At 61.3% G+C, this 15,356-nt stretch carries 13 protein-coding genes and 1 pseudogene; 5 read left to right on the top strand and 9 right to left on the bottom strand.

Translation table 11 applies throughout. The features are described 5' to 3' along the window. The 4 genes from VIW95_RS12645 to VIW95_RS12630 form a co-directional block, all read right to left on the bottom strand. A partial coding sequence (locus tag VIW95_RS12645; protein ID WP_331587007.1) for a DUF1329 domain-containing protein occupies positions 1–394 on the bottom strand: 394 nt, incomplete at its 3' end. A gap of 216 nt (positions 395–610) precedes the next feature. Then, the gene (locus VIW95_RS12640) at positions 611–1,912 is read right to left on the bottom strand and encodes a DUF1329 domain-containing protein (protein WP_331587005.1); all 1,302 of its coding nucleotides are present in this window, start codon (positions 1,910–1,912) and stop codon (positions 611–613) included. A gap of 233 nt (positions 1,913–2,145) precedes the next feature. Further along, complete coding sequence (locus tag VIW95_RS12635; RefSeq protein ID WP_331587001.1) at positions 2,146–4,287, bottom strand: ABC transporter permease; 2,142 nt, start codon at positions 4,285–4,287, stop codon at positions 2,146–2,148. 4 nt (positions 4,288–4,291) lie between these two features. Then, a complete protein-coding gene (locus VIW95_RS12630) occupies positions 4,292–5,521 on the bottom strand; it encodes an efflux RND transporter periplasmic adaptor subunit (protein ID WP_331586999.1) in 1,230 nt (409 codons plus the stop codon). Between the two features lie 318 nt (positions 5,522–5,839). Here VIW95_RS12630 and VIW95_RS12625 point away from each other — a divergent pair, with 318 nt between their 5' ends. Next, entirely contained in the window at positions 5,840–7,042 is a 1,203-nt protein-coding gene (locus VIW95_RS12625; RefSeq protein WP_331586997.1) for a CoA transferase, read from the top strand. A gap of 27 nt (positions 7,043–7,069) precedes the next feature. Here the strand turns inward: VIW95_RS12625 and VIW95_RS12620 are convergent, their stop codons facing one another. Both VIW95_RS12620 and VIW95_RS12615 read right to left on the bottom strand, forming a co-directional pair. Further along, a complete protein-coding gene (locus VIW95_RS12620) occupies positions 7,070–8,578 on the bottom strand; it encodes an ATP-binding cassette domain-containing protein (RefSeq protein WP_331586994.1) in 1,509 nt (502 codons plus the stop codon). A 208-nt stretch (positions 8,579–8,786) separates the two neighbouring features. Continuing rightward, positions 8,787–10,046 (bottom strand): DUF1329 domain-containing protein, encoded by a 1,260-nt coding sequence (locus VIW95_RS12615; protein ID WP_331586992.1) that lies wholly within the window; start codon positions 10,044–10,046, stop codon positions 8,787–8,789. A 309-nt stretch (positions 10,047–10,355) separates the two neighbouring features. Here VIW95_RS12615 and VIW95_RS12610 point away from each other — a divergent pair, with 309 nt between their 5' ends. From VIW95_RS12610 to VIW95_RS12590, 4 genes and pseudogenes are all read left to right on the top strand, one after another. Beyond that, on the top strand, positions 10,356–10,685 hold the full coding sequence (locus VIW95_RS12610) for a metalloregulator ArsR/SmtB family transcription factor (RefSeq protein ID WP_331586990.1): 330 nt from the start codon (positions 10,356–10,358) through the stop codon (positions 10,683–10,685). Further along, positions 10,682–11,145: pseudogene (locus VIW95_RS12600) on the top strand (SRPBCC family protein). The gene VIW95_RS12610 and the pseudogene VIW95_RS12600 overlap by 4 nt, the downstream one beginning before the upstream one ends. 31 nt (positions 11,146–11,176) lie before the next feature. Further along, complete coding sequence (locus tag VIW95_RS12595; protein WP_331586985.1) at positions 11,177–11,968, top strand: DUF899 domain-containing protein; 792 nt, start codon at positions 11,177–11,179, stop codon at positions 11,966–11,968. A gap of 174 nt (positions 11,969–12,142) precedes the next feature. Then, the gene (locus VIW95_RS12590; protein WP_331586983.1) at positions 12,143–12,571 is read left to right on the top strand and encodes an FKBP-type peptidyl-prolyl cis-trans isomerase; all 429 of its coding nucleotides are present in this window, start codon (positions 12,143–12,145) and stop codon (positions 12,569–12,571) included. Positions 12,572–12,652: 81 nt separating this feature from the next. On the opposite strand, the gene VIW95_RS12585 is transcribed toward VIW95_RS12590, so the two are convergent. The 3 genes from VIW95_RS12585 to VIW95_RS12575 all read right to left on the bottom strand — a co-directional run bounded on the left by VIW95_RS12585 (position 12,653) and on the right by VIW95_RS12575 (position 15,213). Beyond that, on the bottom strand, positions 12,653–12,934 hold the full coding sequence (locus VIW95_RS12585) for a hypothetical protein (protein WP_331586981.1): 282 nt from the start codon (positions 12,932–12,934) through the stop codon (positions 12,653–12,655). A gap of 271 nt (positions 12,935–13,205) precedes the next feature. After that, positions 13,206–14,087, bottom strand: a complete 882-nt coding sequence (locus tag VIW95_RS12580; protein ID WP_331586979.1) for an alpha/beta hydrolase — start codon at positions 14,085–14,087, stop codon at positions 13,206–13,208. Positions 14,088–14,253: 166 nt separating this feature from the next. Beyond that, the gene (locus tag VIW95_RS12575) at positions 14,254–15,213 is read right to left on the bottom strand and encodes an alpha/beta hydrolase (protein ID WP_331586977.1); all 960 of its coding nucleotides are present in this window, start codon (positions 15,211–15,213) and stop codon (positions 14,254–14,256) included. Between the last annotated feature and the right edge of the window lie 143 nt (positions 15,214–15,356).

Raw genomic sequence — 15,356 nt, 5'->3', positions numbered from 1 at the left:
CCGACTGGATCGGGCGGAACACGTTGTTCCACATGATCTTGGTCGCGACATAAGGATCGTTCGGATCGATCAGCGGAAACGCCTGGCCCGCGATGTAGCCCACCATGCTGCGATGATCGTTGGTGAGCCGGACCTGCTGCGAATACTTTTCCGTCGCTTCCCGATACGGCGGCGGCCAATCGATTCGCTCGGGCGCGACGATGTTCATTCTCATCCCGTGAGTGACAGCGTAGTACACTCCGGGCGAGACCAGGTCCCTGACCTGCGCTGCGTTGCTGGGAGCTATGACGTCGCCCGGCTTCACCGTCGCATCAGCCGACGCCGCGATGAGACATAAGCAGATCGTCAGCGCCCCCACACTCAGCATCGCCTTCCCCAAAGCATGCTTAACCATTTTGTTTCCTCCTCCCTCCGTCATATGAGGACAATTCTGGGTCGCGAAATTGTAACGAGTCAAGTATCTACGCCCAGATATCATCAAAATGTTCATTAATTCTACTAATTGACCGTAGCGGTGCGAAAAAGAAGCGGGGCGATGCAGCCTGTCTGCCGCATCGCCCCGCCGGTCGTCGAAGGGCGCTAAGCCCCTGATTTATCAGGCTAACTTCGCTTACGGAGCCGCCTTTACCATCGATTCGGTGGTGAAGAAATCCTTGTCAACCGCACCCATGTTGATATACCAGCATTCACGCTCGGGCGTATTCTGTCCCGGCAAATAACACATTGTCGCGAAACCCGACTGTACGTCGTAGCGCGCCGAGCCCACGATGAACTCGCGCTTGAACGGATAAATTGCCACCTTCGCGTCGGGCACCGGACGGTCGCGATACGCTGCCCAGAAAATATTGGTGCGCCACAGCGCGCCCTTCTGGTCGTATCCATCAACGTACGGCTCGAACCATACTTCCGAGTCCATGTACACGACGGTGTCCTTGTCGAGCACGTTGCCCGCCTGGCCGATGTCACGGTTGGGCGTCGCCTCGACGATGTACATGTGGCGCATCTCCCAATCTTCCGGGCAGGCTGAGGCGCCGCCGTCGGTCGAGCAAGTCACCTCCGGCGAATGCTTCGCGTGAACCACCGCCAGCATCTCTTTCTCGCCGAGGAACTTGTAGTTGTACTCTTCAGTCTTCGGATTGAAGCCCGAATAGTGGTCGGGGTCGAAGCTCTGCGCTCCGGTCGCGGTGCTGTTGAGCGACTCGTTCAGGCGTCGCACGCGGCGGCTGCCCGGGTTCCACGACCAGGTGTCGTCACCCTGCTTGGGCGCTGCGTAGCGATAACGAATCAGGCCCTGGCCGCGTGCTTCCTGCGGCGCGAGCAGGGGATACAGGCCGAACAGCCACAGGCGTCCGGTCTTCTTGAAGTCAGGATCGACCGGCATCGGCTCTACTTCCGTGCGGCCGACCAGGTCGTAGCCCGCGTAGTGGCCGACCTGGATGTCGTTGATGATCTTCTGCTCATGACCCGGATTGACGTACTCGATCTGGCAGTCGAAGAAGCGCAGATCGTAGTCGTCGGTGCTGATCGGGCGGAACACGTTGTTCCACATGATCTTGTTCCCGACTTGCGGGTCGTTGGTGTCGATCAGCGGGAAGGGCTGACCTGCGACGTAGCCGATCAGCGAGCGGTGGTCGTCGGTCAGGCGTACCTGTGACGAGTATTTCTCGGTCGCATCCTTGTACGGAGGCGGCCAATCGATTCGCTCGGATGGCACGACATTCATCTGCATTCCGTGCGTCACCATGTAGTAAACGCCGGGCGACACCAGATCTTTGACCTGCGTCGCATTCTGTGGAGTGATCACATCTCCGGGCTTAACTCCGGCCCGGGCGGTGGCGGCAAACAGTCCGATGCTCATCACGAGCGCGCCGACACCCGCTACTTTCCATGCGCGGGTAAAACGAGAAACCATTCTTGGGAAACCTCCTGGGCGACTGCGAACGCAGGCCTGACGTAATTAGAACTAAGAGCCCATCACAGATGTTCCCGGGAGACAACAACAATTGATAACTTTGGCTTCATGCCGAGTCAGTGAACATTAGCGTTGGTAATGCAAGGAACAAATTCCAATAATGAGCTAAGCGCCTGAATTTGCGCCCAAAAATGCGGCAATTAATCGTCAGCGGCGGGACTAGGCGAGCTACGCTATTCGTAGCGAAGTGCGTCGATCGGGTGAAGCAGACTGGCCTTGCGGGCGGGGTAATACCCGAAGAAAACTCCCACCGCCGCCGAAAAGATGAACCCTCCCACCACTGCCACCGGCGAGACCAGCGTTGGCCATGCCGCCAGCGCCGAAATCAGCTTCGACACCAGTATTCCGAGGACGATTCCCGCAAACCCGCCCATCACCGACAGCAGCATCGCCTCGACCAGGAACTGCAGCATGATATGGATGCGCCGGGCGCCGATCGCCATTCGGATTCCGATCTCGCGCGTGCGCTCGGTCACCGACACCAGCATGATGTTCATGATTCCGATCCCGCCGACCAGCAGCGAAATCGACGCCACCGACAACAGCAGGATCGTCATCACCTGCGTCGCGCTCTCGGACGCCGCCGCTATTTCGCTAAGATTGCGCACCGTGAAATCGTCGTCCTGTTTCGCCTGGATATGATGCCGCTCGTGCAGCGTGTGCGTAATCTGTGTGATCGCGTTGTCCACCTGGTCCGAGCTGCTCGCCTTGACGAACATCGAATTCACGACGCCGGTGATTTTCGGTGCGCTGCCAAACGCGCTGGTCGCTTCACTGGTGCTGTAAACCGAATTGGTGGTCGGCACCGACGCGTAAGGATTGGTCGCGTTGGCCGTCGCCACCGCCGCGGGCGCGGCTGGCGCGGTCGGAGCAGACACGCCCAACACTTTGCGCTCGGCCGTGTTGAACGGCACGATCACCACGTCGTCCTGATCCTGCCCGTAGCTCGACTGGCCCTTGACTGAGAGCACGCCGATCACTTTCATCGGGAAGTTCTTGACCCGGATAGTCGCGCCGACCGGATTCTGTCCCTCGCCGAATAGATTGTTCACCACGGTCTGCCCGAGCAGGCAGACCGCTGCGCCGGCCTTTTCCTCGGAGTCGGTGAAGATGCGCCCGATCGAGAGCGGCCAGTCCCGGATCGCAAAATAGTTCGAGGTCGTGCCCTGGATGTTGGTGCTCCAGTTTCGATTTCCCGAAACCACCTGCGCCACCTGCCGGTCCATGTATGTCACCAGCGCGACAGGCCCGCCGCCGCGCGCAATCGCCTCCGCGTCGGCGACCGTCAGCGTCGAATTGCTGCCCAGCCCCGCCCGCGCGCCATTGGCGGTCGTCGCGCCCGGTACAATTATCAGCAGGTTGGTGCCGAGGCTGTTGATTTGCGCCTCGACCGAAGACTTCGCGCCGTCGCCGACCGCGACCATCGTGATCACCGCCGCGACCCCGATAAAAATACCGAGCATCGTGAGCGCCGCGCGCAGCTTGTTGCGCTTGATTGCGCGGCCCGCCGCGACCACCGCCATGCTCGCAAACGTCCACGCCTCGTCCACGATTGACGACGCCTGCTGCTCGGGCGCACGCGTCGCCAATCCCGCTTTGCCGCCGCTCGCCGTGGCACTCGGGCCGGTGCCTTCCTTGCGCGTGTCCGAAATTATAACGCCGTCGCGGAACGTGACGACCCGGTCCGCGTACGCCGCGACGTCGGGATCGTGCGTCACCACGATCACCGTGATCCCCTGCTGGCGATTAAGATTGGTCAGCACGTCCATTATCTCGGCCGAGTTGGTCGAGTCGAGATTTCCGGTCGGCTCGTCGGCCAGCAGTATCGACGGCCGATTGACCAGCGCGCGCGCAATCGCGACGCGTTGCTGCTGCCCGCCGGAGAGCTGATTCGGATGGCTCTGCTCGCGGCCGGCCAGTCCCACCAGCTTCATCAAATCCGACGCGCGGCTCTCGCTGTCCGCGGTCCACGCCGAATAGAACAGCGGCAGCTCGACGTTCTCGAGCGCCGAAGTTCGCGACAGCAGGTTGAAGTTCTGAAAGACGAATCCGATTCGACGGCTGCGGATCGTCGCCAGCTGCGACTCGTTCAGCTTCGCGACGTCCTCGCCCTCCAGCACGTAACTTCCGCTGGTCGGCAGGTCCAGGCACCCGAGCATGTTCATCAGCGTCGATTTGCCCGAACCCGATGCACCCATCACCGCCACGAACTCGCCGCGCTCGATAGTCAGGTCAACCCCGCGCAGCGCATGCACCTCGACCTCGCCGAGCACGTAAGTCTTGGTCAAACCGCGCAGCTCAATGACGGAGTTCATCGGACTAGTGCGGCAGATGCATCGTGGGCATCCCGCCGCCGCCCATCCCGCCGCCGCTGTGCGATCCCGATCCCGCTGCATGGGGCGTAGTGCTGCGCACTTCGTCCGTCACCACGCGCTCGCCCGCCTGCAAGTCGCCGTCGGCGACTTCGACCCAGGTGCCGTCGCTCAGCCCGGTCGTGATCGCGACCGGCGAGACCTTGCGATTAGCGAGCACCCACACCCGGGTTTGCCGCCCCGGCGCTCCGTCGATCGCCGCGGAATCCGCCGGCGGTTGTCCCAATGGCGCGAAGCGCAGCGCGTCGATCGGCACGCGCACCACGTTGCCCTTGGACGCCGTGACGACGTTCACATTCGCCGTCATCCCCGGCTTGAGCAGCAGCTCGGGATTTTCCACGCTCACCACGACGTCGTAGGTCACCACGTTCTGCACGGTAATCGGCGCCTGCCGCACCTGTGCGACCGTCCCCTCGAAATCGCGGTCGGGAAAAGCGTCCACCCGAAAGGTAGCCTTCTGTCCGGACTTGACGTAGCCGATATCGGACTCGCTGACGTTCGAATCGACCTGCATCTTGGTCAGGTCCTGCGCGATCAGAAATAGCGTCGGCGTCTGAAAGCTCGCCGCCACCGTCTGGCCCACATCGACATTGCGCGAGACCACGGTGCCGTCAACCGGTGAGACGATATTGGTGTAATTGAGATTGACCTCGGCCGCGGCGACGTTGGCCGTCTGCTGCTGGATATTGGCCTGATCGAGCTTGACCTGCGCGACATCCATCTGCCACGCGCTGTACGCCGAATCGACCACGTCCTTCGACACCGCGTCGGCCTTGAACAGCGCCAGGTTCCGCTCGTACGTAACCTTCTTATAGGCAAGATCGGCCTGGTCCTTACCGAGCTGCGCCTTGGAGTTCGCCAGCGTCGCATGCGCGATATCGACGGTCACCTGGTACGGCCGCGCGTCGATTTTCGCGATCGCCTGCCCCTTCTTCACCGGCGCATTGTAGTCGGCGTAAATCGCCGTAATCGGCCCCGACACATAAGTTCCGACCTGCACCGTAATGACCGGATTAACTGTCCCGGTGGCCGTAACCGACCGCACAATCGGCCCCTCAGTAACCTTGGCCGTAACAATCCTCGGCGCAGTCGTGCTGCCGGTTAGGAAATACCAGCTGGCGAAGACCGCCAGGAACGCAATCGCAAGCATCCACGCGCTATTCTTGGAAAATCTCATGCTCGATGCCCAATTATCATCCCGCCATCCACAGCTTTCCAGCAACTACCACCTGTTAGACGTACCCCCGCAGCGCAGGTTTCGCCCCGAAAAGCGCCGCCAGGAAGCACGAGAGAACCGCTTCCTTATAACCCGGTTCCCCTTCCCGCCCCTGAGAGCAAAGTAGCGCGCCGCGCGCAACTTTGCGCTTCTCACTGGGTGCCGGGGTCACCCCTGCCGCCCGCCGCGCAGGCGATTATCCTCCCACAGAGATTCCATCGCTTCGTCGAGCCTCCACACACTTGAGCAAAATCCCGCGACCGGACTAACCTGTCGCTCATGCCCCAATCGCAACAGCAGCCGCCACTCGCCGGAATCAAAGTCGTCGATCTCACGCGCTACCTCGCCGGCCCCTTCTGCACCCAAATCCTCGGCGACTACGGCGCCGAAATCCTCAAAATCGAGCCCGTCGAAAATCCGCGCGGCGAGCTCGGTGACAGCGGCGACGGAAAGCGTCCCGACAGCTACTTTTTTCTCTCCGCGAATCGATCGAAGAAAAGCATCCGACTCGCAATCAAAAAACCCGAAGGCCGCGAAATCCTGATGCGCCTGATCGACGCGGCCGACGTCGTCGTGGACAATTTCCGGCCGGGCGTCATGCAAGCGATCGGCCTCGACTACGAAACCCTCGCGGCGCGCAACCCGCGCATCATCACCTGCTCGATCTCGGGCTTCGGCTCGACCGGGCCACTGCGCGATTTTCCCGGATTCGATCAAATCGCGCAGGGGATGTCGGGCCTGATGAGCGTGACGGGCACCGTCGAGAGCGGGCCGACCCGCGTCGGCATCGCGATCTGCGATCTGCTCGGCGGAATTTTCTCCGCGCAAGGAATTCTGCTCGCGCTCGAAGCGCGCCATCGCGACGGCCGCGGCCAACGCGTCGAGACCTCGCTGCTCGAGTCCATCGTCAGCATCCTGACCTGGTCGGCCGGAATTTATTTCGAAACGGGCAAGACGCCCGCGCCCGCCGGCAACAATCATCCGCTGTCGTCGCCGCACGGCGTCTTCAAGGCCTCCGATCGCCCGTTCAACATCGCATGCGGCAACGAAGCGATGTGGAAAAAGTTCGTCAAAGTGATCGCTCGCCCCGAACTGGCAGCCGACGAGAGATTCACAAGCAGCGGCCGCCGCATAAAAAATCGCGCCGCGCTCACCGAAGAAATAAATCGCGCGCTCCAGCCGCATCCCGCCGAACATTGGATTGGAGTGCTGAATCGCGAAGGCATCCCGTCAGGCCCGATCCTGACCATCGAAGAAATGTTCAAGCACCCGCAAACCGCCGCCCGCCAGATGCTGCTGAAGCTGCCGCATCCTGAGCTGGGCGAATACCTGACGACCGGACTCGCCGCCAAGCTGGAATCGACCCCCGGTAAAATCACCCGCCCCCCGCTGGTCGGCGAGCATACCGATGAGGTGCTCGCAGCGCATGGGTATTCGCGGAAAGATCTCGAGCGCCTGCGAACTTCCGGAATCATTGCCTAATCCTATCCTCTCTCTATCAGGGAGAGGCTAGGAAGAAGACCTCACCTCGACACGTCCGCCATCCAGCAGCCACTCGATGCTGGTGCATCTTCTTGCGAGAGCGTCGTCGTGGGTTACGATCACCATCGCGCCTGGATACTCGACCAGCGCCTCTTCGAGGCGCTCGATTGCCGGCATGTCCAGATGATTGGTCGGTTCGTCGAGCACCATCGCCCATACCTGTCGCCCGAGGCCATACGCCATCGCGAGTTTGCGCGCTTCCCCGGGACTTGGCGCGGCGGACTCGAGCAGGCGGTCGGGATCGATCCCAAGCGACGCGACCAGCGTGAGTACGCGGCCGCGGTCTTCGGCGTTGAGCTCGCGGACCGCATCGAGCATCGCGATACCGTCGCGCGCCGTTAGTTCCTGCGGCAGGTACAGGATGCGCTCGCGCGCAATATGCGCTCCGCGCAGCATCGCAGCCAGCAGAGTAGTCTTGCCGATTCCGTTGGGACCAGCGGCTCGAATCTTCGCGTCGCGCAGCACTGCGAGGTGGACGTCTTCGAGAATTGGCGTATCGCCGGCGCAGATCGCGGCTTCGTCCAGCGTGAAAACTTTCGCCACTGGTGCGGGTACGTAGTCGACGAAAATCGAACGCCCCTTTGCTTTGCGGAATTTGTACTCGCCGAGCTTTTCCGACACGCGATCGACGCTCGCGCGCAGCACCGCCGCGTCGCGCGAGATTCGCCTGAGCCCCATCTCGGATTTGCCGCGCAGCGCCATGCTGTTTGCGTCATGATCGTGCGCCGACTTCATCCGCTTACGCACGCCCGAATTCCACTCGGCCTCGGCCGCGACTGCCAGGCGCCGCTTGTCGGCGAGCCGCCGCGCAAGATTCTCACGCTGATGCTTCAGCCGTTCGTATTCCGCATAGCGCTCGCGTTCCTCCGCTTCCCACGCCACCTTCGCGTCGGAGTAGCCGCCGCGCCAGATGCGCGCAGTGCCGTCATTTACGCGCACGGTGTAGTGCGTAATCCGATCGAGCAGTGCGCGATCGTGTGAGACGATTATTCCGACGCCGCGAAAACGCTCGAGGCCTGCGATCAGCAGCTCGCGCGCCTCGATATCAAGATGATCGGTCGGCTCGTCGAGCATCAACACGGAAGGCTCCGCGCCGAGCGCCGCGCCGACTTGCCATCGCTTGCGCTCGCCCGGCGACAGCGTCGGCCATCGCGCGAGCGAGAAAGGGTCGAGTCGCAGCTCGCCGTGGACTCGGCGCGCGACGCCGTCGGTCGCATCCGCAAACGCCGCAATCTCGGGCGTCATCGTCTCGACAGTCTGCGCACACGCTCGAATCACGCCGCGCGGCGGATCGAGATTGGCGTGGCCGGCCGACGGTTCGAGCTCGCCGGCGATCAGGCGCAGCAGCGTGGTCTTGCCGGCGCCGTTAGGCCCGACCACGCCCGTCCATCCGGTCGCGAGCGTGAACGTGACGTCGCTAAGAGTGGAAACGGAATCGGAGTACGAAAAAGAGAGACCTGAAAGTCGCACGAACATAGTAGCTGCTCCACAAAAATGCCCGCGCGCCAAAAAATCGCGCGAGCTGTTGTCCGAAGACACGAACGATGGAGTAACTACTTCCGCACGCCTTCAATCTCTCCTGTGTTGGATGGAATTGAAAGTATCCGCGCAGCAGTCGCGAATCAACCGCGCTGGTGTTCTTGCAAAAGGAGCGCGCGAAAGCCAAAAGGTCGCTGTCGGAATTTCAATGCTGCATCATCAGCGGGTTGAAGGCGCCTTCGGTCACGCTGTTGCTGTCGATCACCTGGTGGAATTCGTTGTGCGCGGGAACCAGCGAGCGGAAAAGTGAGCCGTGGTTCTCGGGACGGTAAAAGCTGCCCGCGAGATCGAACAGGCTGCCGCCTTCCGACGACGGCCGCATCCGCCACAACGGTATCGCCGTGGCAGTCAGTCCGTTCGAATCGTAAAACTCCGCCGCCAGCCAGACGTACACTTCGCTGTCGATATAGACGACCGTGCGCTCGCCGCCTGCGACGGAGCTTTCGGGAAATCGCGGCCGCATCTCGAGAATGTACGCGTGACGAAGTTCGAACGGCTCTTCGCCCAGGGTCAAACCGTCGGGTCCCGACTTGAATCCAGCCGGCTCGTCGTCGGCCCCAAGACACGCCAGCAGCGTCGTGGTGCCGAGCAGTCGATACAGGTAGTTCTCGGTTTTCGGCAGCGCGTACGCCCAGAACGGTTGATGGCATCCGCGGCACGACTCGTTCGGATAGTCGAGATTCACGGCGGTGCGCCGGATGCGGCGCGAGGCCTCACTGAATGAGAAAAATTCGTCAGGATGCTTCGCGTCGAGATAGCGGACCCAGATGCCTGCGCCTTCGTTCGCCCCGCCGGAGACATCGGTAATCCATCGATTGCATTTCGCCTTCCACTCGACGCCCATCGCGTTGTCGCCAATCGTCGGGCGCGGATCGACGTCCGTGCGATGAGCGAAGCGCAGGAAATCGAACTGCTCGCAGGCGTAGTCGCCGTCGGAGTTCGGCACGATTTTCAGCGCGTCGCCGGTATTGGATGTGTAGGCATTGCTGCTCCATGGCGCGATCGAAAAATCGTCCGGCATGAACGGTCCCATGTGCCAGTTGTATGCGATTTTCGCGGCGGCCGCCGGGTCGTTGGCCTCGATCAAGGGAAACGGCATGCCCGCGACATAGTTCTTGAGGTAGCCGTCGCTGTCGAGCGAGACCTGCGCAGCATATTTTTCGGTAGCGTGCTGAAACCCCTGAGACCATTCGACCCGCCGCGCGGGAATAGTCCGCATCTTAAACCCATGCGCGACGGCAAACTTGGCCGCAGCAGGAACATAGCGCGCGTACTGCCCGACATTGTCGGCGCCGATGATCGTTCCCGGCTTCAATTCCGCCGCAGTCTCGGGACTCGCGCCAAGGCTCGGCGTCGCAGAGGCGGCCGGTTGCGCGCGTACATCGACGCGCGCTGTTACCAACATCGCAACTACTACGAAAGAGAAAATTCGAGCTTTGAGCCGCACAGTGCGCGAAATCCTAGCTCATTACTGTGCCGTTCCGTAAGCAAGCGCGACTGTAACTACCACCCCAGCGGCGGCTATCAGGATAATGGCACCCGAGGATTGAATCGCGGGCACGGCGGCCCGCGACACTGACGGGGAGAGGTAAGATCAGTTATCGAGGTGGTTTCTTGGCGAACTGATCACTTCCAAATGGATGTGGAGTGGAACTGAAGTTGCGGCTACAAATTAGGCTTGACTAATGAATAAGTGTTCGCTAATGTATCGACAATGGCTGAAGCCGCCACCATCAACGCTGTCATACGCTCGCTGGCCGATCCCACTCGGCGAGCCGTGTTCGAGCGGGTCGTCAAGTCCGACGAGATTACCGTGGTCGAGCTGACGCGGGGGAGCGGCGTGACGCAGGGCGCTATCTCCCAACACCTCAAGTCGTTGAAGCAGGCCGGCTTGGTCGCCGAACGCCCCGAGGGTCGGAACGTTTATTATCGCGCCCAGCCTGCCGGCCTCGCTCCGCTCGTCGATTGGATGAGCCACTACGGCGTCTTCTGGCGCGAGCGGTTCGCCAAGCTCAGAAAATTGTTGAAGGAGATCGATCCATGACTGAGGCAGCAATGAAGTTCAATACGCAGGACATTGTGGTCGAGGAAGTGTTTCCTCATGCGCCGGAGGCTATCTGGAAAGCGCTGACGACCGGCGAACTGATCGCCGCTGGCTTTTGATGCCGGCGAGCGGGTTCGAGCCTGTGAAGGGCAAACGCTTCACGTTCCAGACCACGCCGGCCGGCGCGTGGGACGGCATCATTCAATGCCAGGTGTTGGAGGTGACGCCGAACGAACGCCTCGTATATTCCTGGAAAAGCGGGTGCGACGGAAATGCGGGCTACGGCGCCGCGCTGGACACCGTCGTGACGTGGACGCTGTCAAAGGTCAAAAACGGCACGCGCCTTCGTCTTGTCCACTCCGGGTTCGTTCTGCCGAAGAACGATACTGCTTTTGAGAACATGAGCGACGGTTGGAAGAAGGTTGTCGGCAGGATCGGCGCCATTGCCGACGAGAAGTAGGGCCCGAAAAGGATTCCAAAGGAGATAAACGATGACCGATCACAAGACCGGGACACGTGAAGAGTGGCTTGCAGCCCGGCTCGAGCTGCTCAAGGCGGAGAAGGAGCTAACGCGCCGCAGCGACGAGCTGGCGCGCCAACGTCAGGAGCTGCCGTGGGTCCGGATCGATAAGGAGTACCGATTCGAGACCGATGAAGGGAGCGCCTCTCTGGCAGATCTCTTCAGAGGGCGCACGCAGCTCATCGTTTACCACTTCATGTTCGGGCCCGACTACACGGCAGGGTGTCCGTCCTGCTCGGCGATCGCGGACGGATTCGATCGCTCCGTCGTCCATCTGGCCAACCACGATGTCACGCTTTCGGCGGTGTCGCGGGCGCCGCTGGCGAAGCTTCAGGCGTACAAGCGGAGGATGGGTTGGACGTTTCCATGGGCGTCCTCGCTGGGTATCGCCTTCAACTTCGACTTCAACGTCTCAATCACCGAGGAGCAACAGCGCGAGGGGACCTTCGAATACAACTACCGGCGCGGGACGGCGTCGCAGTTACGCGGCGGCGACGAGCCCGAAATACCCTCGCGCGCCACACCCGAAGGGGCCGCTAAGGGCGCTGCCATGACCGGCACCGATGTGGCCACCTATGCGCGCGAGAGGCCGGGCATGAGCGCGTTCGTGCTCGAGGAGGGCGTCGTTTACCACACCTATTCCACATTTGCGCGCGGACTGGACGGCCTCTGGGGCGGGTACCAATGGCTCGATCGCGCCACCAAGGGGCGCAACGAGACTGGCTACTGGTGGCATCGCCACGACGAGTACAACAAGGGCTGAGCGAAGTCACCCTGACGTCAGGTGACCACTGCGCGGCGCGGGGTCTCTCTTCTGATGCTTGTGTTGCTAAAGGTTAATTCCCTAACAGAACTCGAATTCGCCGCGCACTCCACCTGTCAGCACGACGGCCTTGACGGGCCGTCGAGCTCCTGTCATTCAGTTCACGAGGTTTTCATGTCATTACCGCGGTTCTTCGTATCAGCAATCCTTCTGGCGTTTGCCGCAGCGCCCTTGGCGGCCCTGGCGGCCGGCGAGGTCACCACGCCCAGCGGCCTGCGCATCATCGACGTCAAGCCGGGCTCCGGACCGGTGCCGCAGGCCGGCCAGACCGTGACGGTTAATTACACCGGCTGGCTGTTCGTCGACGGGAAGAAGGGCAAGAAATTCGACAGCTCGCTCGACCGCGCCCAGCCGTTTTCCTTCACGCTCGGCCAGGGCCAAGTTATCAAGGGCTGGGACGAAGGCCTCGCCACCATGCATGTCGGCGGCAAGCGCACGCTGATCATTCCGCCGGATCTGGGCTATGGCGCGAGCGGCGCCGGCGGCGTCATCCCGCCGGGTGCCACGCTGATGTTCGAAGTCGATCTGCTCAGCGTGAAATAGCGGCGCTCGACCGCTGAGCAAACTGCCGCTCTTCTTAGTTTCATGGGATCAAATGGGTGCGGGGGAACGATCCATGTGCCATCACTCCTTCTCAAGCACACCCTGCAGGCCGGGCTGGCCGTGCGCTATCAGGGACTGAACGCTAACCCCGTCGCCGCGTTGCGACAGCCCCTCTGATACAAATTTGATCTGCTTGTCGTTTTGGATTTGAAGCGCAAACGCGCTCTCGGAAGTAGTGCCGTCTTCGAGCACCGTCGTCATCGAGGCGGTGCCGGTCCCGTCAGGCTCGATCTGGTAGGTGCCCCGGATGGTGCCAGATTGGCCGAGGAAGACCTGCCGGCCCTCAAAATTTTCCGCGCCCATCGAAAGCGATTTCGCCTTCGCCGATTTTCGGACCTCCGGCAAATTTAACGTACGGTTTGACGGTCGATGTCATCCGGTATTTTCCTACGACGCTGGCGTTGGAGTAGGTGAGGGCCTCGCGATTCGCCGCCGACGCGCATCCGACAGAGCACGCAAGCAAGATCAAGGGCCATCGTTTCATTACTAAGGTGCAGGGTTTACCCCTGCCCAATGAAGCCGCAAGCGGAACACGGCGCGCCGAATCGACCAATCATCCGCATGGCAAGGGCACCTAGCTTTGGGGCATCAAATGTTCGGAAAACCAGTCTCGCGCCAGCTTACCGCTCTCGCGGTAGTTCTTTTCGTAGATGTCGTAATGGCTGCCGGGAAATACGTGATACTTCACGCGAGTGGTGGGCGGTATCGCATTTTTTGCGGCAAGGCCTGAATTTTCGCGGCCGCCGTATTCTTCCTGTTCCTGATCGATGATCAATGTCGGCACTCTTATGTGCGCCGCAGCAACGCGCGGAAGAAAACGCCACATCGTTCTGAAGTCCCCGATACCTTTGAGCGATTCGGGCTGTTCCGCGGGGCGCGGGAGTGCCTGGATCTCACCTCGAGCAATCGCGCTGGCGAGCTGTTGCACTTGCGGCGCCGGCGCGGCGAAGCCGTTTTGATCCGGCGCCGGTCCCATCCCTGGGACCTGGCTTACGACCGCCTTGATCCGCGGATCGTGTCCCGCGACGTAGAGGACATGACCACCGCCAAAACTGGATCCCCACAGACCGATCCGGTTCGGGTCGACGGCAGGCTCGCCGATGAGGTAGTCGAGAGCGTTGTTGATGTCCCGATTCTGGTCGAGTGGATCTACTACCTCTCTGACCGGCCTTCCGCGAACTGTAATGAAGCCTTCAGCGTCGGGTGGCGGCTGTTTATCGGGTGAAGCGATTCGGGCGTCGCTCTCGAACCATCCGCGATAGTCGAAGGTCAGACATACGAACCCGCCTTTGCAGAAATAAGGTGCATAGGTTGAGCTGAGATGAGACTTGGGTCCGGCCCAACCGTGGCAGAGCAGTATAGCGGGCCTTTTTTCGCCGTCGCGAAGGTCGTCGGGCTGGAACAGATCCGCGGCCATCCTGGTCCCTTCGCTCCAGATGATAGTTTCCTTTTTCATAGTACAGCCTCAGATGTCCTTCATGATTCCGTCAAATCGATTCCTCGCGTCGTCAGTAACATCGCGGGAGCAGTCCGGAAAAAACCGATTGGAGCCCCCAGCCGCATGGCGAGAATCCTGGCGGAGTAGCTGCGCGTCCGGCCGCGGTTGCCGGGGCTGGGGATCACTACAGACTTTTCAGGAACTCAATCAGGACTTCGTTGATCTCTTTGGGGCGTTCTTGCTGCACCCAATGGCCGGCGCCGGAGATGATCACTTTCTTTTTCAGATTGGGAGTGAAGGCACCCGCCAACTCGTAGCCACCAGGGATCATTTTGCCGACCACGTCATGCTCACCCGCGGCGAACACCGCCGGCTGCTGCAGCTTCGCGCCGTCGAGGAACGGCGTCAGTTCCCAGTTGCGATCAGTATTGCGATACCAGTTGACGCCGCCGCGAAAACCGGTGCGCTTGAACTCGGCGGCGAAGAAGTCGAGGTCGGCTTCCGTCAGCCACGGCGGCAGCTTGTCGGGCACTGTGCCGGTCTCGATAAACTTCTTCGTCTTGGGGAACAGGAACGAGAACTCGCCACCTCGCGGCGCGTCGCCCGACGCCGAGTAGAGGACCATCGCCATCGAGCGTCGCGGATCGGCATCGAGTTCCTTCTCGACTTTGCCCGGCTCCTGGAAATAGAGCTGGTAAAAATGCTGATCGCCGGCGAGCGCCTTCATCCCGTCAGTCGGACGCATCGGACCGCGCGGAAAATACGGAACGCTGAGCAGTGCGATCGCGCGGAAGATGTCGGGACGCAGAAGCGCCGAGTTCCACGCCACTGGCGCGCCCCAATCATGACCAACGATCACCGCCGACTCGACGCCGAGGCTGTTGACCATACCGACGATATCTCCGACCAGGTTCAGGATGTTGTACGACTCGATCGGCGCAGGCGCGTCGGTCTGCCCATAGCCCCGTTGGTCGGGCGCGACGACGTGGAAGCCCGCCGCCGCAAGCGCGGGAATCTGATGCCGCCACGAATACCAGGACTCGGGCCATCCGTGGCACAGCACGACGAGCGGCCCGGCGCCCTGCTCGACGTAATGCATCCGGATGCCGTTGGTGTTGACGAACTTATCTTGCAGGTCAGCCATCGCGTGTTCCCTCATCTCTTAAGACTGGGTGCAGGGGTCATCCCTGTCCAAGGAGGTACGGAACCCACGGCGGGTTCCGTTAAAATTCACGAATGCTTGAGCTTTTTGATTTCCTCGGCCATCTCGGGCACCGCTTTGAACAA

It is taken from the genome of Binatus sp. (SeqCode) (assembly GCF_036522015.1).
Classification (GTDB): domain Bacteria; phylum Desulfobacterota; class Binatia; order Binatales; family Binataceae; genus Binatus.
This window is presented reverse-complemented; position numbering and strand designations above follow the sequence as displayed.

What these genes read in the sequence shown, in the direction of transcription:
- VIW95_RS12640 (WP_331587005.1), bottom strand. Translation starts at nt 1,912, where the DNA reads ATGGTTTCTCGTTTTACCCGCGCATGGAAAGTAGCGGGTGTCGGCGCG.
- VIW95_RS12635 (WP_331587001.1), bottom strand. Translation starts at nt 4,287, where the DNA reads ATGAACTCCGTCATTGAGCTGCGCGGTTTGACCAAGACTTACGTGCTC.
- VIW95_RS12630 (WP_331586999.1), bottom strand. Translation starts at nt 5,521, where the DNA reads ATGAGATTTTCCAAGAATAGCGCGTGGATGCTTGCGATTGCGTTCCTG.
- VIW95_RS12625 (WP_331586997.1), top strand. Translation starts at nt 5,840, where the DNA reads ATGCCCCAATCGCAACAGCAGCCGCCACTCGCCGGAATCAAAGTCGTC.
- VIW95_RS12620 (WP_331586994.1), bottom strand. Translation starts at nt 8,578, where the DNA reads ATGTTCGTGCGACTTTCAGGTCTCTCTTTTTCGTACTCCGATTCCGTT.
- VIW95_RS12615 (WP_331586992.1), bottom strand. Translation starts at nt 10,046, where the DNA reads ATGTTGGTAACAGCGCGCGTCGATGTACGCGCGCAACCGGCCGCCTCT.
- VIW95_RS12610 (WP_331586990.1), top strand. Translation starts at nt 10,356, where the DNA reads ATGGCTGAAGCCGCCACCATCAACGCTGTCATACGCTCGCTGGCCGAT.
- VIW95_RS12595 (WP_331586985.1), top strand. Translation starts at nt 11,177, where the DNA reads ATGACCGATCACAAGACCGGGACACGTGAAGAGTGGCTTGCAGCCCGG.
- VIW95_RS12590 (WP_331586983.1), top strand. Translation starts at nt 12,143, where the DNA reads ATGTCATTACCGCGGTTCTTCGTATCAGCAATCCTTCTGGCGTTTGCC.
- VIW95_RS12585 (WP_331586981.1), bottom strand. Translation starts at nt 12,934, where the DNA reads ATGGGCGCGGAAAATTTTGAGGGCCGGCAGGTCTTCCTCGGCCAATCT.
- VIW95_RS12580 (WP_331586979.1), bottom strand. Translation starts at nt 14,087, where the DNA reads ATGAAAAAGGAAACTATCATCTGGAGCGAAGGGACCAGGATGGCCGCG.
- VIW95_RS12575 (WP_331586977.1), bottom strand. Translation starts at nt 15,213, where the DNA reads ATGGCTGACCTGCAAGATAAGTTCGTCAACACCAACGGCATCCGGATG.